16 protein-coding genes and 2 pseudogenes are annotated in these 20380 nt (G+C 67.6%); 11 read left to right on the top strand and 7 right to left on the bottom strand.

Going from position 1 to position 20380, the window contains the following annotated elements:
* Positions 1-417 precede the first annotated feature (417 nt).
* The 3 genes from ACIQI8_RS41830 to ACIQI8_RS41820 all read left to right on the top strand — a co-directional run bounded on the left by ACIQI8_RS41830 (position 418) and on the right by ACIQI8_RS41820 (position 6447).
* Complete coding sequence (locus tag ACIQI8_RS41830; protein WP_402363361.1) at positions 418-4524, top strand: carboxypeptidase regulatory-like domain-containing protein; 4107 nt, start codon at positions 418-420, stop codon at positions 4522-4524.
* Between the two features lie 487 nt (positions 4525-5011).
* Complete coding sequence (locus tag ACIQI8_RS41825) at positions 5012-5437, top strand: MarR family winged helix-turn-helix transcriptional regulator (protein WP_402363358.1); 426 nt, start codon at positions 5012-5014, stop codon at positions 5435-5437.
* A gap of 119 nt (positions 5438-5556) precedes the next feature.
* Positions 5557-6447, top strand: coding sequence for an NmrA/HSCARG family protein (locus ACIQI8_RS41820; RefSeq protein ID WP_402363355.1), 891 nt, complete (start codon positions 5557-5559; stop codon positions 6445-6447).
* A gap of 87 nt (positions 6448-6534) precedes the next feature.
* Here the strand turns inward: ACIQI8_RS41820 and ACIQI8_RS41815 are convergent, their stop codons facing one another.
* On the bottom strand, positions 6535-6948 hold the full coding sequence (locus ACIQI8_RS41815) for a hypothetical protein (protein WP_402363352.1): 414 nt from the start codon (positions 6946-6948) through the stop codon (positions 6535-6537).
* Between the two features lie 193 nt (positions 6949-7141).
* On the opposite strand from ACIQI8_RS41815, the gene ACIQI8_RS41810 reads away from it, so the two are divergent.
* A complete protein-coding gene (locus ACIQI8_RS41810; RefSeq protein WP_402363349.1) occupies positions 7142-8074 on the top strand; it encodes an aldo/keto reductase family oxidoreductase in 933 nt (310 codons plus the stop codon).
* A gap of 387 nt (positions 8075-8461) precedes the next feature.
* Here ACIQI8_RS41810 and ACIQI8_RS41805 read toward each other — a convergent pair whose 3' ends face one another.
* Complete coding sequence (locus tag ACIQI8_RS41805; protein WP_402363346.1) at positions 8462-9130, bottom strand: hypothetical protein; 669 nt, start codon at positions 9128-9130, stop codon at positions 8462-8464.
* Between the two features lie 216 nt (positions 9131-9346).
* On the opposite strand from ACIQI8_RS41805, the gene ACIQI8_RS41800 reads away from it, so the two are divergent.
* Both ACIQI8_RS41800 and ACIQI8_RS41795 read left to right on the top strand, forming a co-directional pair.
* The gene (locus tag ACIQI8_RS41800; protein ID WP_402363343.1) at positions 9347-10042 is read left to right on the top strand and encodes a DUF4232 domain-containing protein; all 696 of its coding nucleotides are present in this window, start codon (positions 9347-9349) and stop codon (positions 10040-10042) included.
* A gap of 97 nt (positions 10043-10139) precedes the next feature.
* Positions 10140-10570 (top strand): annotated as a pseudogene (locus tag ACIQI8_RS41795) (arabinofuranosidase catalytic domain-containing protein).
* 157 nt (positions 10571-10727) lie between these two features.
* Here ACIQI8_RS41795 and ACIQI8_RS41790 read toward each other — a convergent pair.
* Entirely contained in the window at positions 10728-11072 is a 345-nt protein-coding gene (locus ACIQI8_RS41790) for a hypothetical protein (RefSeq protein ID WP_402363340.1), read from the bottom strand.
* 745 nt (positions 11073-11817) lie between these two features.
* Between ACIQI8_RS41790 and ACIQI8_RS41785 the strand changes: the two are divergent.
* Positions 11818-12075, top strand: a pseudogene (locus ACIQI8_RS41785) (carboxymuconolactone decarboxylase family protein); the annotation flags it as partial.
* A gap of 294 nt (positions 12076-12369) precedes the next feature.
* Here the strand turns inward: ACIQI8_RS41785 and ACIQI8_RS41780 are convergent.
* Positions 12370-12792: an N-acetyltransferase gene (locus tag ACIQI8_RS41780; RefSeq protein WP_402363337.1), complete on the bottom strand. Its 423-nt coding sequence runs from the start codon at positions 12790-12792 to the stop codon at positions 12370-12372.
* Positions 12793-13063: 271 nt separating this feature from the next.
* On the opposite strand from ACIQI8_RS41780, the gene ACIQI8_RS41775 reads away from it, so the two are divergent.
* Positions 13064-13270: a hypothetical protein gene (locus ACIQI8_RS41775; protein ID WP_402363334.1), complete on the top strand. Its 207-nt coding sequence runs from the start codon at positions 13064-13066 to the stop codon at positions 13268-13270.
* Positions 13271-13333: 63 nt separating this feature from the next.
* Here ACIQI8_RS41775 and ACIQI8_RS41770 read toward each other — a convergent pair whose 3' ends face one another.
* On the bottom strand, positions 13334-14176 hold the full coding sequence (locus ACIQI8_RS41770) for an alpha/beta fold hydrolase (RefSeq protein ID WP_402363331.1): 843 nt from the start codon (positions 14174-14176) through the stop codon (positions 13334-13336).
* A gap of 1189 nt (positions 14177-15365) precedes the next feature.
* Between ACIQI8_RS41770 and ACIQI8_RS41765 the strand changes: the two genes are divergently transcribed.
* The 3 genes from ACIQI8_RS41765 (at position 15366) to ACIQI8_RS41755 (ending at position 17673) form a co-directional block, all read left to right on the top strand.
* Positions 15366-15545, top strand: coding sequence for a hypothetical protein (locus ACIQI8_RS41765; protein ID WP_402363328.1), 180 nt, complete (start codon positions 15366-15368; stop codon positions 15543-15545).
* Between the two features lie 222 nt (positions 15546-15767).
* A complete protein-coding gene (locus tag ACIQI8_RS41760; RefSeq protein WP_402363325.1) occupies positions 15768-16286 on the top strand; it encodes a hypothetical protein in 519 nt (172 codons plus the stop codon).
* A gap of 322 nt (positions 16287-16608) precedes the next feature.
* Positions 16609-17673, top strand: coding sequence for a biotin/lipoate A/B protein ligase family protein (locus tag ACIQI8_RS41755; RefSeq protein ID WP_402363322.1), 1065 nt, complete (start codon positions 16609-16611; stop codon positions 17671-17673).
* Between the two features lie 44 nt (positions 17674-17717).
* Here the strand turns inward: ACIQI8_RS41755 and ACIQI8_RS41750 are convergent, their stop codons facing one another.
* A complete protein-coding gene (locus ACIQI8_RS41750) occupies positions 17718-18524 on the bottom strand; it encodes an SDR family oxidoreductase (RefSeq protein ID WP_402363319.1) in 807 nt (268 codons plus the stop codon).
* A 201-nt stretch (positions 18525-18725) separates the two neighbouring features.
* Positions 18726-20147: a sugar porter family MFS transporter gene (locus ACIQI8_RS41745; RefSeq protein ID WP_402363316.1), complete on the bottom strand. Its 1422-nt coding sequence runs from the start codon at positions 20145-20147 to the stop codon at positions 18726-18728.
* Positions 20148-20380 lie beyond the last annotated feature (233 nt).

Here is a 20380-nt window from a genome sequence, read left to right as displayed (position 1 = left end):
GTGGATCTTGTCAGGGCGGGCCGCCGAGGACAGGATGATCGGAGGTCACCCGATACCCGACTGCCTGTTGCCGACCGAAATTCAATTGCCGTGCGGAATACGGCCCTACGCGCTTTTTGAGCGGGGGGCCCTCTTGGCGTAGGGATTTGTTTCCGACTCAGACTCAGGTCCCTTTTTGCATGAAACAGGAGCATGAAATGTACATGTAACACGCGGTCTATTGTCAATTACGCTTCGAGGTACGCCAATTGATTGCGGCGAATGTGAACCGCCCGCATTCGCTGTCGACCGGGAACCACGTACGAGTCGACCCAGCAAGGCGAACCGAGGAGTAATCTTTTGCGCACCTCACCGAGAACCGGTTCGGTTTTACGTCGAAGAGCCGTCGCCTGCCTGACCCTGTTCAGTGCCGCCGCAATGACGGTCCTGGGCATACAGATACCGGCCCACGCGGTGGCGCCGCCCCCTTCATCGGCCTCATCTGCCTCGTCGGCCAAGAAGAAACTCGACCTCGAACCGTCCTGCGCCACCCCCAAGAAGGGCGAGGCCGCATGCTTCGCCCTGCGGCGCACCGACACCAAGGCCGTCAAGGGCCTGCTGTCCGCCTCCGTCACCCCCAGCGGCTACGGCGCCGCCGATCTGCAGAGCGCCTACAGCCTTCCCGCCGACGGCGGTGCGGGGCAGACGATCGCCATCGTCGACGCCTATGACGACCCCACCGCCGAGGCCGACCTGGCCGTCTACCGCGAGCAGTACGGGCTGCCGGCCTGCACCACGGCGAACGGCTGCTTCACCAAGGTCGACCAGCGCGGTGGCACCGACTACCCCGCGCCCGACGCCGGTTGGGCCGGCGAGATCTCGCTCGATCTGGACATGGTCTCCGCGGCCGCGCCGAACGCGCACATCCTGCTCGTCGAGGCGGACCAGCCGAGCTTCGAGGACCTCGGGGCAGCCGTCGACCAGGCGGTCGCGCTCGGCGCCAAGTACGTCTCCAACTCCTACGGCACCAACTACAGCAGCACCCCGGGCAGCGGTGAACTCCCGGAAGAGACCACGTACGACGCCCATTACAACCACCCCGGTGTCGCCGTGGTCGCCTCCTCGGGTGACAGCGACTACGGGGTGGCCTACCCCGCCGTCTCCCCCTACGTGACCTCCGTCGGCGGCACCTCGCTGGTCCGGGACTCCGGCACCGCACGCGGCTGGTCCGAGTCGGTCTGGAACCGGAACGGCCTGGGCCCGGGATCCGGCTGCTCGCTCTATGAGCCCAAGCCGGCCTTCCAGACGGACACCGGATGCGACAAGCGCACCGTCGCCGACGTCTCCGCCGTGGCCGACCCGGCCACCGGTGTCGCGGTCTACCAGACCTACGGCGGTGGCGGCTGGCAGGTGTACGGCGGCACCAGCGCCTCCTCACCGATCATCGCCGGTGTGTACGCGGCCGCCGGAACCCCCGTCGCGGGCACCTACCCCAACTCCTACCCGTACGCCTCGGGAACCGGTCTCAATGACGTGACCGCCGGCGACAACGGCACCTGCACCCCCGCGTACTTGTGCACCGCCGGTGCCGGCTACGACGGCCCGACCGGCCTGGGCACCCCCGACGGGCTGGCCGCGTTCCGCAGCGGCCCGCACGGGAAGCTCTCCGGCACCGTCACCGACGACTCCACCGGCAAGCCGGTCGCCGGAGCCACCGTCACCACCCAGGGCGGCGGCACCGCACACACCGCTGCCGACGGGACCTACTCGCTCGTCCTGCCAGTGGGCAGCTACGACATCACCGTCGAAGCGTACGGCTACGCCACCCGCACTGCCTCGGGTGTCTCCCTCGGTGATGGCGACGCCCTCACCAAGAACTTCGCTTTGACCCCGGTCCCGAGCCGGACGGTCTCCGGCAAGGTCACCGACGGCTCCGGCCACGGCTGGCCGCTCTACGCCAAGATCACCGCGGACGGCGTCCCCGGCGGCCCGGTGTGGACCGACCCGCTCACCGGCGCCTTCGACCTGAAGCTGCCCCAGGGCCACGACTACACCCTGCACGTGGTCAGCGCCTATCCCGGCTACACATCGCCCACCAAGAAGATCACCGTCGCGGCCTCCGACCAGAGTCTGAACGTCGCGGTGCCGGTCGACCCGTGGGCGGCCACCGCGCCCGCCGGCTACTCGGTACAGGACGAGGGCACCACCGAGCCGTTCGACTCGACCGACTCCGCCCCGAAGGGCTGGAGCGTGGTCGACGCCGACGGGACGACCGGCGGCTGGACCTTCGACGACCCGGGCTCGCGATCCAACACCACCGGCGGCGACGGCGGGTTCGCCATCGTCGACAGCGACCACTACGGCGGCGGGGTGCACCAGGACTCGCAACTGCTCAGCCCCGTATACGACTTCACCGACGACTCCGCACCCGAGATCGCCTTCGCCAACGACTACTGGGCCAGCGGGGGCCAGAGCGCGGACGTCGACGCGACCACCGACGGCGGCGCGACCTGGACCACACTCTGGTCCGCGACCGGCACCACCTTCGGAGCGCAGAAGGTCGAGCTCCCGCTGACCGACTACGCCGGCAAGGCATCCGTGCAACTCCGCTTCCACTTCACCGGCTCCTTCGGCTGGTGGTGGAAGGTTGACAACGTTTTCGTCGGGGATCGCCACGTCACGCCCCTCCCTGGCGGTCTGCTCACCGGCACCGTGACGGATGCCAACACCTCCACGGGTCTGGTCGGCGCCACCGTGACCAGCAAGGACGACAGCAAGCAGAGCGCCGTCACGTTCGCCACCCCCGACGACCCCGCCGTGGGCGACGGCCTCTACACCCTGTTCTCCTCCCTCGGCAGCCACGGCTTCAGCTCGGCGAAGCCGCACTACACCGGGCTCGACAAGACGGTGAAGGTGCGGGCGGACAGCGCGGTCGGCGCGGACTTCGCGCTCGGCGCCGGGCAGTTGACGCTGGACAAGACCTCCATCACCGCGTCGGTCGGGTGGGGCGAGCAGACCACCAAGACCCTGACCGTCAAGAACACCGGCTCGGCACCCGCCACCGTGAAACTCGGGGAACAGCCCGGCGGGTTCACGATGGCGGCCGCGGGCGGCGCCCCGCTGAAGCTGGTCAAGGGCACGTACTCCCCGCTGTCGAGCAAGGCCGCCGCGTCCGCCGCGGGCACCACCGCCAAGGTGGTCCCGGGAGCCGCCGGTGACGCCTGGCAGACGGCTGCCGACCTGCCGGTGAAGCTGATGGACAACGCCGTCGCCACCAACGACGGGAAGGTCTACTCCGCCTTCGGCTTCAACGGCGGCGCCGACACCAAGGACATGTACGTCCTCGATCCGGTCGCCGGGACCTGGACCAAGCGGGCCGCTGCGGCGGACCCCCGGGAGGATCCCGCCCACGGCTTCATCGACGGCAAGTTCTATGCCGTCGGCGGCTGGGGACCCGGCGGCGCCCCCGACTCCAAGCTGGAGATCTACGACCCGGGAAGTGACACCTGGACCACGGGCGCCGCCTCGCCCAAGCCCTACGCGGGCTCCGGCAGCGCCGTGCTCGACGGCAAGCTCTACGTGGTCGGCGGCTGCGGGGCGGACTCCTGCGGCTCGACGGATGTCACCGTCTACGACGCGGCCGCCGACAGCTGGTCCACACTGGCCGCCTACCCGGAGCAGATCTCCTGGAGTTCCTGCGCCGGTATCGGCGGCCAGCTGTACTGCGCCGGCGGATACAACGGCAGCAGCGAGGTCAAGCACTCCTACGTCTACGACCCCGCCGCCAACACCTGGTCCCAGGTCGCCGACCTTCCGATCACCCTCTGGGGCGCCGCCTACACCTCCGCCAACGGCCTGCTCGTCACCGCGGGTGGCATCACCGGGAACAGCATCACCAACCAGGGCTTCTCCTTCGACCCGAAGGCCGGCACCTGGACCGCCCTCCCCAACGCCGACACCGCCACCTACCGCGGTGGAGGCGGCCTTGGCTTCTTCAAGGTCGGTGGCGGCGTTGCGCAGGCGACTCCCGCAACGACCGTGGAGGTACTGCCGGGTTACGACCAGGGAGAGACGAGGGAGGTGAGCTGGCTGAGCGAAAGCGAGCAGCAGCTCACTCTCAAGCCCGGCAAGAGCTCGAAGGTGACCATCACCCTGGACGCCTCCGTGGCCGAGGTGACCCAGCCGGGAGTCTTCACCGCCCAGCTGACCTTCAGCACCGACACCCCCTACTCCGTGCCCAGGCTCCCCGTGGAGATGCACGTCGCCCCGCCCAGCACCTGGGGCAAGATCACCGGAACGGTGCTGGGGGTGACCGCCGACGGCGGCACCGCGCCCATCGCCGGGGCCACCGTCCAGATCGACACCTGGGCCACGAGCTACACGCTGACGACGGACACCGCCGGCGGCTACGCCCTGTGGCTTGACGTCCGCAACAACCCGCTCACCGTCATAGCCGCCAAGGACGGCTTCCAGCCGACCGTCGCGACGGTGACGATCAAGAAGAAGTCCACCGTCATCAAGAACTTCACCCTCAAGAGAAAGTAGGCAGGACTGGCCGAAGGCCGGGGTGGGCGGCTCCCGAACGGGGCCTGCCCACCCCGGCCTTCTGGCCGTCGGCGTTCACGGTCTCGGCGGTCCAGGAGGGTTGGTCGCTGCCCGTCAACCGGAGCGCCCACGCTCAGCTCCACGACCACCGTCATGCCCGCCGGAGCTTGACGGCCGGCCATGTTCGCGCGACCGCGCCATCGTCAACACCATCCGCGCCCGAATCCACAGCCAGCGTCTCTACCAGAGCATCCGCACGACAGAGGCGAGCACCGCGAACACCGGCCAACGTCGCCAGGAGGTCCAGCGGCGGACCTAGTGCTCGTCGAGTCAGACCAGGATTTGCCAGGCGCCGGGGACTTCGCGGAGGGGTCGCGGCGCTCCAGGCCAGGCAAGGCAAGGCGGATTTCACTGTCGGTTGGACAGTCGGGCAAGCTGGTCGGCGTCGGTAGACTAGGTGTTGGGCACCAGACGAGGGGCGGCGGGCGTGGATTACGGCGACAAGCTCTTCTGGCTCTCGGTCCTGATCCAGCGCAGGTACGCGCAGATCTGCGTCGAGTGCGACCTGACGCCCTCACAGGCCACGCTGCTGTGCGCAGTCAGGGACGAGCCGCGGCAGATGGCGTACCTCGCCGCCGCGCTCGGCATGACCAAGAACGCGCTGAGCCAACTCGTCGACCGCACCGAGCGGCGCGGCCTGGTCAGCCGGGCGACTTCAGAGCAGGACCGGCGGGTCATCATGCTCGGCGTGACGCCGGCGGGGAAGGTGCTCGCCGAGGCGGTGTTCGCCGAGACCGTCAAGCGCCTGCCCGATGTCGCGGGGAACCTCGACGCCGACGGCCAGCGCGAGTTCGAACGCCTCGCCACCGCCATCGTGGACGCGTCAGGCGTCTCGGCGTCCACCTCGTCCTGACCTACCGCGCAGCCCTCCTCGGCACCCCCATGCCTAGCGTAAGTTCACGGCATGAACTAGTTTGGTTCACGACATGAACTAGTCGAGGTTCATGGCATGCCCTAACGAGAGGTGACGACATGGTCACGCGGGAAAACGGCGCGATCGCGGTCTTCGGTGCGACGGGGCAGCAGGGCGGGGCGGTCGTCGACGCGCTCCTGGCCCGAGGCGCGCGGGTGCGGGCCCTTGTCCGCACCCCCGAGTCCGACCGGGCGCGGGCGCTGGCCGCCCGAGGCGTCGATCTGGCGACTGTCCGGATCGACGACCCCGCGTCAACGGTCACCGCGCTGGAAGCGGTCGATGCGTTCTACTTCATGACCCCGGAGGCGAACAGCCTCGAGGAGGTCGAGGAGGAGGTCCGAGTGGGCACCGCGCTCGTCGATGCGGCGGCCGCGGCGCGCGTGCCACACGTCGTGTTCAACTCGGTCTCCGGAGCGGACCGCGAAACGGGCGTGCCGCACCACGACTCGAAGCACCGGATCGAGGAATACCTCAAGCGTTCCGGCCTGAGGGCCACTATGGTCCGCCCGACCGCCTTCATGGAGAACTTCGCGACCGTGATGGCGCCGAGCCTGGAGGACGGAACGATCGTGCTGAGGCTGCCGCTGCCGGACGACATCGCCCTCAAGATGATCTCGATCAAGGACATCGGCCACGTGGCCGCCGCGATCCTGCTCGACACCGCGGACGTGCCCGCCGGAGCCATCGAGGTCATCGGCGACGAGCCGACGGGCTCCCAGATCGCCGCCGCGTTCGGCGCGCGCGCCGGGCTACCGTCGCGCTACGAGGCCCTGCCACTGAGCGTCCTTGGCAACGACCTCGACAAGGCGATGTTCCGCGAGTTCGCCAAGGCGTCCGAGTACCCGTCGGACCTCGCAGCCGTGCGGGCGATCGAGCCGACCACCTGGGACCTGGCCGAGTGGATCCGCTCCACCGGCTGGACCGCGCCCACGAACCGGGTCCGTTCCTGATACTCCAGCCCTAGGCCGTGATCTTGCCGGCGTGGCAGTCCCGGACATGGCACGGTCACCGCCTGATCCTCATCCGTTGTGTCGACATCAGATGATCAAGCAGTGGCCGGGGGTCACAGCGGAGAGTCCGACCGCTGGCAGGCAGAGACCGACAGGCCGCTCGGGCTGCTCGCTGAGCTGCCCCGCAAGAACTGTTGGAGCATCGCCGAACACGCCGGTGACACCGACCCGAGTGGTCACCGCCGTGCTCTTCGCGATGCACGAGAATGCCGCAGCGGCGCCCTGGTTGATGCAGGAGACCGCCTGTTTCATGAGCTGATTGGTCATCACGTTGATGAAGTCGTGGTGGTCGGTGATGGCGTTGTGGTGCTGCCCCTGGGAACCGTCGACGGCGAAGTTCGCTGCCGGCGTGAAGCCATGACGCACCTCGCCACGATCAACCGCATGGCTGGCCGCGGTCCGCCCCGTACCCTCCGCCCTCGCTCCGACGAATTGATTCACATCCCACGATTCTTAATTCCAGAACCACGAGTTGTTGGATTTCTGGATCGGTGATTCCTACAGTGAGCACGCGACGTCGCACCGCACCACGCACTCGCCAAGGCGTCCGGGAGGAGGAACGGTCGTCGACCTCACGACTGACCAGTTCACACTTCGTTCCGTCCAAAACGTCCCCGCACAGCGAAAGAGCCACATGAAGACCTTCACCCTGCCCGGCACCGGCATTGTGGTGCCCAACGTCGTCCTTGGACTGATGCGTATCCAGGACATGACCGACGAGGCGGTGCGCACACTTGTGAACACTGCGCGCGACGCCGGTATCACCTTCCTCGATCACGCCGACGTGTACGGCTCGGACGACCACGGTTGCGAGCGTCGGTTTGCTGAAGCCATGAAACTCAGCTCGTCGGAGCGTGAGCAGTTCGTCATTCAGACGAAGGCCGGCATCGTCAAGGACGGGCCGTACTTCGACTTCTCTTACGACCACATCATCGAGTCGGTGAACGGTTCACTCCAGGCACTCAACACGGACTATCTCGACATCCTGCTGCTGCACCGTCCCGATGCTCTCGTCGAGCCGGAGGAGGTGGCCCGCGCCTTCGACGAGTTGTCGGCGGCAGGCAAGGTACGGGCCTTCGGCGTCTCCAACCAGACCCCCCGACAGCTCGACCTGCTGCGCAAGCACGTGACGCAACCGATCGTGGCGAACCAGCTTCAGCTGTCGATCACTCACGCCCCGATGATCGCGCAGGGTGTCGCAGCGAATATGCAGGACCTCGATCAGTCGGTCGTACGTGATGACGGAGTCGTCGACTACTGCCGTCTGCACGACATCACCATCCAAGCGTGGTCGCCCTTCCAGGCCGGATTCTTCGACGGCCCCTTCCTTGGTTCCGAACGCTTCCCCGAGCTGAACGCAGTCATCGACCGGCTGAGCGACAAATACGGCGTACCGGCCGAGGCGATCGCGGTCGCCTGGATCACGCGCCACCCCGCACAGATGCAGGTCGTGCTCGGCACGACCACGCCGGAACGCGTCACGGCCGCCGCGCTCGGTTCCGATATCCCTCTCAGCCGATCCGAATGGTACGAATTGTTCCGCACCGCCGGATACAAAGTGCCCTAGCCTCTGACTTGCCCCGATGACCATTCCGCTCGCACTTCTCGTGACGCCGTCCACGATTCAGAGTGTGGGCGCCTCCAGAAGAGTTCCTCCGTGCATCGCCGCCTGATCCAGTGGCTGGGGCGCCCCTACGGCGGTTGAGACGGTTGGTCGAAATCCGAGGTCCGGTGACCGCCGGGCTCCAGCCGAACCAGCGTCGGCAGAGACCTGCCCCTCCCGTCGGACCTCAGGGTCCGGCAGGGGGACAGGGCGGCAGTGCCTGTCCGGCTGCCGCCGGGAGGCTGCGTCCACGGTGATGCCGCCCACCGGTCGGTGTCCCCGCGCGGCTGTCCGCTCGGCCTCCGACTCGCGATGCCGGTCAGTGCGATCACGGCGTACGGCGCAACGGCCTCAGCCGACGTTGAAGTCGAGGTTGGTCACGTACCAGGAGTCCTCGATCTTGCTGGACTCGACCTTGATGTCCAATTGGTCCTGCGTCACGCCGGTTGAGTGGGACAGGACGATCTTGTCGAGGGCCTGGCCGTCTACGTTGATCTCGGCTGCGGGGACCGTGACCTTGTCAGCTGCGCCGAGGGCCTGTGTGACCTCCACCTTCGGATCGGTCGAAGGCGGGTCGGAAGTGAACGACTCCTTGAGCTGTCCGAGCGTCGCCTTCATCCGCCCACGCTCGGGCGCATCGTCGCCGCATGTCTTCGCACTGCCGACCTGCGCGGGCCGGGAACCGTCCGCCGGCTCCGCCATCAGCAGGCACGCCTCCTCGACATCGCCCTTGATGAGCGCCGCGACCCGGCCGGTGATCGCCTTCTCGGCAGAGGACCGGTCCACGCCCGACGCCGCTGCCGAACCTGCCTCGGGCGACTTGCTCTTGTCGTTGACCGGGGAACTGCTTACGGGCTGCTTCTGGCCCTCGCCGGACTCCGGGTCATCCGAGCAGCCGGACAGACCCACGATCGCCGCGACGGCAGCTCCCGCGATCGCACCGACCCGTCTCGCCCTCTGATCCACTAACACCACATCGACAGCCTTTCGCTGAAACCTCAAATGCAACGACAGAACCAACAGGCGCCTCGCGTCTCGGCTCCGCTTCTCCCTCAAGACGATGGAGAAGACCGAGAGGTTCTGTTTCGCACGGGCGTCTTCGCATTCGACACGCGTTTCGTCACCGGCGGGTCACAGGTCAGAGCGCGGGAGAACTACCAACTCCAGGGGTGTGTCTGGTTCGACGGGGGGCGACGAGACACCGCGCTCCGGACAACTCGAACTCGGGGGAACAGCATGCGGTACGTCAACGGAATGCGCGGTTCGGCGATGGCGGTCCTCGTAGCTTCGGCTGCGCTGGCGGTGGCAGGATGTCAGCCCAGTGACGGCAGCGCAGACGGAGCAGACGGCGGCGTCACTCCGTCCGGGGCCGCCAGCTCCGCGGCCTCCTCCCCCACTCCCAGCGCTCCACAACCCGGCAGCACCACCTCCAAGCCCGCGCCCGCCGCCTCCGCGCCGGCGTCGACCACCCCCGCTCCGGGCGGTTCGGCGCCAACCTGTTCCGCCGGCAGTCTGAAGGCAACCGCCCGTCAGGCCGCCGTGCGGCCGGCCGGTACGGGGACAGGGGCGGCCGTCGTCGAATTCACCAACGTGTCCGCACAGACGTGCGTCCTCAAGGGCCACCCCACGGTGGCCGGCGCCGCGAACGGCTCTCCCGAGATGAACGTGCCGCTCACCGTCAAGCCGACCGGAGCCGCAACGTCAGTGAAGGTCACCCCCGGCGGCAAAGCGTGGGTGAAGCTGACGTTCGTACAGGTGCAGGGAGAGGCCGACGGGTACTGCGTGTCCGGTTCGGCACCCGTGCTGTATCCCACGATGGTCGTCCGGCTGCCGGGGTCCGGAGCGCACCAAGTGGCCCTGGACGACGGACAGTTCGCCGAGTGCGACGACACCGTGACCGTGACCGCCGTATCGGCCGTACAGGCTTCCTGAGCGTCGGCCTGCTCAACGGCACGGCACCGGCCGCGCCGGCCACCCCCGCCGCCACCTCGCTTCCCTGCGACCCGTACGCCGTCGGTGGCACCCCTGCGTGGCGGCCCACCGCACCACCTGCGCCTTGAACGCCTCCTACACCGCCCCCCTCACCCGCGTCTGCCGCGCCAGGGTCAACGCCATCCACAGCTTCGGCGTCCTGAGCCAGGGCGGAGTCGCCAACGCCGCCACGCAGGACCCGTTCCGCGCGGCACGACCTGCCTGATCACCGTGATCTACGACCAGTCAGGACGCAACCGCTCACCGGCGCCCTCGGGCGGGCCCTCGGACCCGGCACCGGGCGGCTACGACAACCTCGCCAAGGCGACCGCCGCACCCATCACGGACTACGACGGCGTCCGAGATTACGGCAGCGGCAACAGCCCTCGATCATGGCCGATCTGGACGGAGGCAGCTATCGGTGGGAGGTCAGCAGGGCCCACACTGAGTGGACGTACAGGTCCTCGTAGGCCGCGGAGCCTGGTGTAGGCCGGTAGTGAGCCCCCTCAGGAGGCGTACGGGTTCCGATCGTGTCCCTTGTCGTGGTGTAGCTGGCCACGGCCTCACCTCTGGCGTGCGGTTCCCCTGAGCGGTGGCCAAGCTGGGATGCAAATGGATACGTTTACGTCGGCCCGTGTTCTGCTGCTCAGGCCACCGAGCACGCCACCAGGGCCACGCACGCGAACAGCACCACACTGATCAGTGTCATGGCGATCAGTGTTCCGCGCAGCCACCGTCCGAATCGAAGGCGGTGCGCTTCCTCCACCACATTGATGCTGTCGGCTATGTGATCGGTGACCATCCGCGCCACGTATTGCTGCTCGTCGAGGTACCAACGCTCCAGATCGCGCTTCTGACTGGAGCTGAAGTCCGTTGCCCGCGCGGTGAATTCGGCCAGCCGTCGACGGGCCGCGCCGAGGTGGGCCTCCCGGTACAGATGGGCCTCGATGTCGATCAGGCCGCGAGCTGCTGTCTGCTTGTTCGTGTCCATTTGTGTACTCCGAAGATGAACGTGCTACTGCCAGGACCGCCGTGGATGCGCCCACCCTCCGCAGACTCAAACCCCGGCCCGGATGTGGCATCTCAACGGATGGAATCGGCCTTTCAACGTGCCGGAAAGCCACACGTGTTTGAAGGTGCTTCTGCGCGCGCTGGGCGGAGCCCTTCGTGTACGCGTCTCAGAACCACTCCTTGACCTGGGTCGCCAGGTGGCCGTGGGCGAAGGTCTGGTCGCTCTCGGCGTCTCCTGGGGCACGTCGGTCACTGCGTCTGGGCGGCGGTCATGGTGCCGCCGGCGGAGTCGCCGACAACGACGAGCCTTCGCACCCCCTCCACTCCGAGTACGTGCAGCAGCAGCGGCGGCTTGGCGGGCACATCGGCGAAAACCTGGGCGTGGTTCGAGAATGACGGCGCTCACGGCATGCTCCTTCGGCAGAGGCGAGGCTGGGATTCTCACCTCATGAGACCGGGACGAGAGCTGGTGTGTGACACGGCGGGCCGAAAGAATAAATCCGGGATTTTCGGTCTGGGTCGCAATGCAAGTGCCACACCATGGGCGTCGGAAGCACTGGACAGCGACGTACCGTCGACGTAGAGATCCACATGTTCGTGGTGCAACGCGATCATTCACGTGATGCGATTGCCGTGAATCTCGGGAGCTTCCGTCAGGACTGCCCCAGATCTGCAGGGGCCGGGGTCCACGGTGCAGTCGACCGGACCACCATGTCCACACATTGGACCGTATGCCAAAGGACGCTGCGGCGGCCGGAGAGACGCAGCTGCGTCTGGACCTGCTGGCCACCTGGCGCGAGGCCACCGTCTTCATCGATGCCGAGCGTGCGGTGCTGGAACTGACCGAACAGGGCAGGCGCATCGCGGACAGTTCGACCGGTGCCGCGCTGATCTCGCCGATCACACTCATCAACGTCTACAACCGCGTCAACGTCATCAACCGTCGGCCGGCGGGCGACTACCAGGTCGGCATGTTCGGCTGACCCTCCGCATACCGGCGCGCGGAGAGGCCCGTCGCCGGAGGAACTATCCTCATCACCTCCACACCGACTCCGATGCATCGGCCGACAGGCGCGCGGTTCTCCCGGTGCGTCCCGCGAGGGGTACTTCGAGCAGGTGTCTCACCGACCAGCTCGTGCATGAGGTTGCCCCGAGCGCACATCTTGGTGGCCAGGAACTCGGTCTCGGGATCGCTCCGGGCGTTGCCGTCGTGGTAGTTGACGGCGTCGACGCCCGGCCCCCGAAGTATCCAGCTGACTGTACGAGACCGGGTTACGTCACGCTCCCTGTCTCAGTCCTGGTGTACGCCATCGAGCGCGCAGCGGGCGCGGGGCGAGGTGGAGGGCTTCCAGGTCGCGGGTACGCGTCCAGGCTCTGATGACGCCACCCTCGTCACGGCGGTGCACCGGAACAGGCACATGGCGTAGGACGGCGTCGATCCGTTCGTCACCGGGGAGGACGAGACCGTAGACCGTCTTCCAGCCGCCGTCGGTGACATGGCTGCCCAGGCACCGCAGCAACCGGGTCCCGAGTCCGCGGTTCTGCCAGGAGTCCTCCACGAGAAGGGCGGCTTCGGCGGATGAGCGGTCCGGCATGAGGTGTCCCAGGGCGACGATGCGGCCGAAGCCGTCCCAGGCGGCCAGGTGGACCGATCCATGGCGGCCCAGCAGCGCGGGCAGGTAGCTGCGCGCGTCGGGCATGGCTCGGTGGTAACGGCTCCACAAAGTCTGTGAAGAGCATCGCCGGTGCAAGGCCACGGCGGCATCGAGATCGCTGGGGCCTGCCGAGGTGATGTGCCGTGGATGGTTCATCGGCTCCTCCTGGCGCGGGTGTGGCCCGTGCGCCGACGTGATCTGTCACCTATCGGGGGTCTGTCCAGTGATGGAGAGCAAAGGGACGTACGAGTTCCCCCTCAGATCCGGACACACAACGTCACCGAGGCAGTCCGAGCCGGGAAGGAGACGAACCGCCATGCCGATCAACACGACTACCGCGCTTGGGGCTTCAACCCGCTCGGGCACCACTTCGCATGCCCCATGGCTGGTCGGGTTGCCATTCGACTTCTCGGCCCGTGCGGTGTGGCTCTACTACGTCGTGCAAGACGCTGAGGACGGCCGCACGTGCGGCGGATACCGCACGACGCGGTGGAAACCGGTGCAGCTGGTGTCCTGGACCTGATCGACCAGCCGGAAGCGCCCGTGAAGGGGCCCGGAGCGGTGAGCGCTCCGGGCCCCCTCTATGTCATCGCACCGATCGAGCGGCGTCCTCGATGACGTCGGTGACCCTCCCGGGTTGGGAGACACTCACCGCGTGGGACGCACGGACCTTCGTGATGTGTGCGCCCGCCCGCTGGGCCATGAACTCCTGTGTCTTCGGGGGGATGTTGAGGTCCTGTGTGGCGATCAGCACCCAGGACGGAATGGTCTTCCACGCGGGCTCGGCCGCGCCCTCGGCCAGGGCGGCGTTGGTCACCGGTCGCTGCGTGACGGCCATCAACTCGGCCTGGTCACGGGGCACATCGGCGGCGAACTGGTGCCGGAACTTGTCATTCTGGATGTAGAGGTCAGTGCCCTGGGAGCCGTCGGGGTTGGTGAACGGCACGGGACGCAGGGCGTCACCGAGGGTGCTGCCGGGGAATTTTCCCGACAGGTCGACCGCGCTCTCGCCCTTTTCCGGAAGGAAGGCGGCGACATACACCAGCGCCTTGACGTCCTTGTCCCCCGTGGCGGCATTGCTGATGACGGAGCCGCCGTAGGAATGGCCTGCGAGCACGACCGGGCCGTCGATGCTCGCCAGGACGTCCTTGAGGTAGGCGGAGTCGCCCTTGAGGGAGCGCAGAGGGTTGGCGACGGCGACCACGGGATAACCGTCGTGGCGAAGCTCTCTGATGACCCCGTTCCAGCTGGTGGAGTCGGCGAACGCGCCGTGGACAAGTACCACCGTGGGCTTCGTCCGCTGAGTGGCGGTGTCCTTGTGCGCGGACGCCGGCGCGATGGTCGTGGCGGTGAGGGCTGCGACGATGCAAGATCCGGCCAGGACGGTGAGCGGAGTCCGGGCACGGTGCATGCGGGACGAAGGGTTCATGAGTGATGCCTTTCGAAGATGTGATGGTCGAGTCGCGTTGCGGAGACGGGTGGGGTGCTATCGGCGCTACCCCATGGGCGTCCGAGGGACGTCATAACCGCCATGGATGTGCCCGCGTCGAGAAACAGGTCGCAGAGTCACAGCGGCGGCCGATCGGACGCCGTGCGTGCTCATTGCGGCGATCTCCCAATTGCCGCGATCTCTCCGTATGACCGAAGAGCTTGTCGAACAGTGACACTCCATGAGCTCCAAGAAGAAGAAAGTCGGTCGCGAGGCCCGTGGGCCCTAACGAGCGGAGTTGAGTGACTCACGGTGTGACGTGTGTCCAATCCGTACCGACGGCGCAGGAGATCACCTCGGCGGATCCACTGAACGAGCCGGGCGGGCCGGTGCCGCGGCCCGGCATGTCGAGGGTTGTCACACGTGCGACGCACGATCTGCCTCTCAGTGCCGCGATCAGGATGGTGGAGTCTGTGCCGGGGCACGGCGGATGAAATTGATGAGCCCCGGCACACTCCGAATTCAGCAGGCGGCCTACTCAGCGCCGTACTCAAGGCCAAGGACGCTGCGGCGACGAAACACGCCGGTGTCACCGCCTGCGCTCTCGATCGGCGGGCTCTGGATTCCGGACTGCCTGACGAGGTCCACGTCGACCGCGTCCCCGTACTTCTGGGCAGCGGCACACGCCTCATCGGGGAGTTCTCCAAGGCACCGGCCAAGCTCGGGACACCCTGAGTCCGCGAAAGCGCCGGTGTCACCACATCCAATACACGGTTGATCACTAGGCATGACCGTTCTGGGCCACCGTGCGGCTCTACGACACTCAGCAGGAAGAGTCGAGCCCGGTGCCCCCGGCGTGCTGGACTCCCTCGCATCGGGCGAACGGGGACCTCTCTCCGGAGTGCGCAGATGCCCGCGCCGGACTCACACCCGGCACACCACTGCACGACCGTCAGAAACGGCCGCCTCCACCGCGCTTGTCACAGAGACACCCGTTGCTCGGTCAAAGCAGCGGGCACATCCGGAGGCGCCGGACGGGCCCTTCGCTCACCCGCACAAGGGCGGACCTGCCGGAGCCGGCCCGGTCCGACGTGTGAACTGACGGATCGTGCGGCCGGGCCGCACGCCCAGCGCTTCTGGGCGGTCGCGCGATGCTCCAGCCGACCCGGCCCGCGAGGAAGGACACCCCATGAGCCACGACTTCGATCACGACGATCGGTCCTCGGCCACCACCGTGTTCCTGGCAGCGGAAGCGGCTCTGCTCACGGAGCGGGTTCGCATGCTCCGTGAGCAGCTGGCCGATGTCGATGCGCGCATCCAGGAGACCGCCGACAAACTGCGTCGGCGTTCCGCTCCCTGCCAGTCCTGACACCCCTCCTGACCGTTCGGCACCCGTCGGGTCTCCGTAGCGGTCCGTACAGGACAGTGGGACGCTCGTTTGCATCTTTCGACTCGCACTGGTGCGTCTGCGGTGAAGAGTATGATCCCGCATACGATGTCATGAGGTATCCCACGCCGGAGTCCGAGCCGAGCGGCCCCAGAGCCTCGCTGGGCAGAGCCCGGCGCGTGGGGGTGAGGATGAGAGGAAGCCATGGTCCCGGCAACTCGCGCGGCGCACAACATCGAGAACACCGCTGAGAGCCTCCAGGCGGATCTGGCTCGGCTGGAGCTGCAGAAGGGGTCACTTGAGAGGGAATTGGCCGCCGTCGCCGCGCACCTCGACTCCGTACAGCGTGCTCTGAGCGCCCTGTCGGTCCTGATGTCCGACCCCGCCGACGCGGCAGGGTCCACGTCCACCGGTGATGCCGAGCGGTCCCATCGTGTGGAGGCGGTACAGGAAGCCGGCCCTTCACTCGTCGAGGAGCCGCAGGTGGACACCACGTCTCGGTCCAGGACGACCGACCAGCAGCAGTACGGACAGCTCACCGAACAGATCATGGAGTTCTTCACGCACGCGGCCGACAAGGACGTCCGGGCTCGTGACGTGGCCGCAGCGCTCGGTCGTGACACCGACAGCGGGAGCATCAACGCCATCCGCAGCACGCTCGACCGCCTGGTCGGCGCTTCCCGGATCCAGCGGGCCGGCCGGGGACTTTACCGGTCCCTGTGATGCGCGTACGTCATGCCTCGGGCGCGATCCGCCGGGGTTCGGACAGCGCCCGAGGCCGGCGCGGACGCCTTCCGGAACAGCCGCGGATATCCATCCCGCAGTCTCCCAGAACACTGTGATCAGCCTGCCAGTGTTTGACGCTCTTCGATCTGGACGGTGGCACCGGCCAGAGCTCCCCTAGGGCAACCCCTAGGGCATCAGCTCAACGGCCTGATCAAGCGCGGTGCACCCCGCAGACATCGCGCGCTCAGCCGCCGATGGTCTCGGGAACACTCACGGCTCTCACACGGTTGCACGGCTGAGCGGAAGGGCGGGCGAGACCGTGCATGGTGAGTACAAAGTTCCTGGCGGCAAGCTGATCGTCGTAGACATCGAGGTGGAGGACGGCCTGCTGCGGCGCTCCCAGGTCGCGGGCGACTTCTTCCTCGAACCGGACGAGGCCCTCGACGCGGTGAATCGCGCTCTGGACGGCGCCCCGGCCGACACCGACGCAGCCGGTCTGGCGGCGCGCATCGACCGAGCGCTGCCCGACGGTACGGTCATGTACGGCCTGACGTCCGAAGGTGTGGGCATCGCCGTACGCCGGGCATTGGCGCACGCCAGCGACTGGACCGACTACGACTGGCAGCTGATCCACGACGGCCCGCAGAGCCCGGCGCTCCACATGGCGTTGGACGAGGTCCTCACGGCTGAGGTCGCCGCCGGACGGCGGCCGCCGACGCTCAGGGTGTGGGAATGGGCGAACCCGGCCGTGATCATCGGCAGCTTCCAGTCCCTGCGCAACGAAGTCGATCTCGACAGCGCCCGCGAGCACAGCTTCGAGGTTGTGCGCCGTATCTCCGGCGGAGGGGCGATGTTCGTCGAGCCCGGCAACACCATCACCTACTCTCTGTCGGTGCCCGAAGCGCTGGTGCAGGGGCTCTCCTTCCAGGACAGCTACGCCTATCTCGACGACTGGGTGCTCGACGCGCTCGGCGAGATGGGGATCAAGGCCTGGTACCAGCCGCTGAACGACATCTCGACCGACCAAGGAAAGATCGCCGGCGCGGCCCAGAAGCGCGTCGTGGGGCCGGGCGGAGGACCCGGCGCCGTACTGCATCACGTCACCATGGCCTACGACATCGATGCCGACAAGATGCTCAGTGTCCTGCGCACTGGGCGGGAGAAGCTGTCGGACAAGGGCACGAAGAGCGCGAGGAAGCGAGTGGATCCGCTGCGCCGGCAGACCGGCCTGGAACGGGAGGCCGTCATCGCAGGATTGATCCGATCCTTCAGGACCCGTTATGGACTCGCCGTGGGCACCGTGACGCACGCCGAGATGGAGCGTGCGCAAGAACTCGTGCGCACGAAGTTCACCACAGCGGAATGGACGGCCCGAGTTCCCTGAAGTCCGGCGGCCGGGACCTCGGCGAGGGAGAGCCGCCCGGCCTGTCAGGGCTTCGCCGCTTCGGGCACGGGTTGGTTGGCCAGCCAGTCTCCGTAGCGTTGCTGGGCGATGTGGGCCCCAGGGCCGGGCAGGAGATCCGTGTGCCGGATCCGGGTGCCGAAGACGGTGCTGCGGTTGTCGGCGAAGACGCGGCGGTGGTCCGGGTCCGCGGTCAATGCCGCGCGGACGAAGGTGTCCAACCTGAACTGCTCGGGGCCGGCGATCTCCTGAACACCGTTCGACGGTTTGAACGCCGCGGTGTGGGCAAGCAGCGCGGCCACTTCGGCGCAGGCGACCGGACGTATCTCGACGGGCGGCACCCACACGATCCAGTCTTCTGTGGTCGCGGCCGCGATCTCCTCCGCCGACTCGAACAGTTGCGTGGCGCGGACGATCGAGTAGGGAATCCCGGAACGCCGGATCATCTCTTCCTGGGCCCGCAGTGCCCGGAAGGCGCCCTCCGCCCGCACCCGGTCCACGCCCACCACGGACAGCGAGACATGGTGCTCGACGCCGGCCGCTGCTTCGGCAGCGAGGAGATCGGCCGTGGTGCGGCGCGTCCGCGCCAGGAGGGCGTCCTCGTCGATCACCAGCCCGTCGTCTTCGGTCAGAGTGCCGTCGTCGAGGGACGGCGGGCCCGAAAGATCGATCACAACTGAGGAGCCGGTCAGCATCTCCACCAGGTCGGCCTCGGTGAGGTTCTCGCCACCGGTGAACGCGGAGACCACGGCGACATCGTGACCGTGGTCCCTCACTCGCTGCGCGGTCTCCACCGTGGTGGGCCGGCCGTCGTCGAAGACAACCATCTTCATAGCACTACCTCTCCCTGGGGCCTGCTGCGCCTCGTGGAGCAGGCCCGACGTGTCGACGCCTCGGCGATGCGTCGGCTCGACAAGGCGCCGAATGACGGGGCGCGCATCGCGGTATCCACGACGAGCGCTCCGTCCCGACAGGAGTAGGACCACGCCAGTAGCAACGGTGTGACACCGTCCCGGGAGATCTGCGGGAATGCGTCAGCCCATGTCCTCCAGCTTCTTGCCCTTTGTCTCCTTGACGAACTTCAGGACGAAGGGGATGGAGAGCGCGGCGAAGACCGTGTAGATCACGTAGGTCGCGGAGAGGTTCCAGTCGGCCAGCGACGGGAAGCTGGCGGTGATGGCCCAGTTGGCGATCCACTGCGCGGAGGCGGCGACGCCCAGGGCGGCGGCGCGGATCCGGCTGGGGAACATCTCGCCGAGGAAGACCCAGACCACGACACCCCAGGACAGGGCGAAGAAGAGGACGAAGACGTGGGCGGCGATCAGGGCGGTCCAGCCCTGGGCGCTGGGCAGTTTGCCGTCGACGAGGTCGTAGGAGAAGGCCCAGGCCTCCAGCGCGAGACCGACGACCATGCCGACCGATCCGATGAGGGCCAGCGGCCTGCGGCCGATGCGGTCCACGAAGATCATGGCGATCACGGTGCCGACGATGTTCACGATCGACGTGGTGAAGGAGTAGAAGAACGACTCCGTGGGGTCGACGCCGACCGACTGCCACAGCGTCGAGGAGTAGTAGAACGCGACGTTGATGCCGACGAGCTGCTGGAAGGCTGAGAGGCCGATGCCGACCCAGACGATCGGCTTGAAGAAGAACCCGCCCCCGCCCAGCAGGTCCGTGAAGGTCGACTTGTGCTCGCTCCTCATCGCGTGCTCGATCTCGGCGACCCGGGCGTCCAGGTCGACCTCGTCGCCCTCGACCTCGCGCAGCACGGTGTGCGCGCGGTCGATCCTGCCCGCGGAGATCAAAAAGCGCGGGGACTCGGGGATGGCGAAGGAGAGCAGCCCGTACAGGACGGCCGGGATCACCATGACGCCGAGCATGACCTGCCAGGCCTCAAGGCCCATGAGCGTGCCGCGCTGGTCGCCGTCGGCGGCGTTGAGCAGACCCCAGTTGACCAGCTGCGAGATGGCGATGCCGATGACGATCGCGGCCTGCTGGAAGGAGCCGAGCCGGCCGCGGTAGGCGGGCGGGGAGACCTCCGCGATGTAGGCGGGGCCGATGACGGAGGCCATGCCGATGGCGAAGCCGCCGATGATCCGCCAGAAGGCGAGGTCCCACAGCGCGAAGGGCAGTGCGGAGCCGACGGCGCTGATGGTGAACAGCACGGCGGAGATCTGCATGCAGCGGATGCGGCCGATGCGGTCGGCGATGCGGCCCGCGGTCGCCGCGCCGATGGCACAGCCGATCAGGGCGACGGCGATGACCTGCGCCAGGGCCGCTGAGCCGATGTCGTAGCGGTCCCGGATCGCCTCGACCGCGCCGTTGATCACGGAACTGTCGTAGCCGAACAGGAAACCGCCCATCGCGGCCGCCGCTGCGATGAAGATGACATGCCCGAGATGCTCGGGATGAGCCGGTCCGGCTCCTGACTTGGGGGCCTCAGCGGTGCTGGTCACGTGTACTCCTCGGGCCACCGACAACGGCGCCGGCCGAGAGCCTTCAGGAGCGAGGCAACTCGGACACGTGCAACGTTGCGGTCAATGCCGGTTGTGGGCTTTTCCGATCCATCAGGGCTCGGATTGCGGTCTTGCTGGTGATCGACAACAGGGCTTCCATCCGCTGCCCGCTCCGGACACCGGTACGCCTGACGCTCGGTCGCCGGTTCTTCTCGGACGGGCGGCCGACCAGG

Origin of the sequence: Streptomyces sp. NPDC092369 (genome assembly GCF_044755245.1) — a bacterium.
Lineage (GTDB): Bacteria > Actinomycetota > Actinomycetes > Streptomycetales > Streptomycetaceae > Streptomyces.
This window is presented reverse-complemented; position numbering and strand designations above follow the sequence as displayed.

Coding starts and splice junctions, on each gene's coding strand:
- ACIQI8_RS41830 (WP_402363361.1), top strand. CDS start 418: ATGACGGTCCTGGGCATACAGATACCGGCCCACGCGGTGGCGCCGCCC.
- ACIQI8_RS41820 (WP_402363355.1), top strand. CDS start 5,557: ATGGTCACGCGGGAAAACGGCGCGATCGCGGTCTTCGGTGCGACGGGG.
- ACIQI8_RS41810 (WP_402363349.1), top strand. CDS start 7,142: ATGAAGACCTTCACCCTGCCCGGCACCGGCATTGTGGTGCCCAACGTC.
- ACIQI8_RS41800 (WP_402363343.1), top strand. CDS start 9,347: ATGCGGTACGTCAACGGAATGCGCGGTTCGGCGATGGCGGTCCTCGTA.
- ACIQI8_RS41790 (WP_402363340.1), bottom strand. CDS start 11,072: ATGGACACGAACAAGCAGACAGCAGCTCGCGGCCTGATCGACATCGAG.
- ACIQI8_RS41780 (WP_402363337.1), bottom strand. CDS start 12,792: ATGCCCGACGCGCGCAGCTACCTGCCCGCGCTGCTGGGCCGCCATGGA.
- ACIQI8_RS41775 (WP_402363334.1), top strand. CDS start 13,064: ATGCCGATCAACACGACTACCGCGCTTGGGGCTTCAACCCGCTCGGGC.
- ACIQI8_RS41770 (WP_402363331.1), bottom strand. CDS start 14,176: ATGAACCCTTCGTCCCGCATGCACCGTGCCCGGACTCCGCTCACCGTC.
- ACIQI8_RS41765 (WP_402363328.1), top strand. CDS start 15,366: ATGAGCCACGACTTCGATCACGACGATCGGTCCTCGGCCACCACCGTG.
- ACIQI8_RS41760 (WP_402363325.1), top strand. CDS start 15,768: ATGGTCCCGGCAACTCGCGCGGCGCACAACATCGAGAACACCGCTGAG.
- ACIQI8_RS41750 (WP_402363319.1), bottom strand. CDS start 18,524: ATGAAGATGGTTGTCTTCGACGACGGCCGGCCCACCACGGTGGAGACC.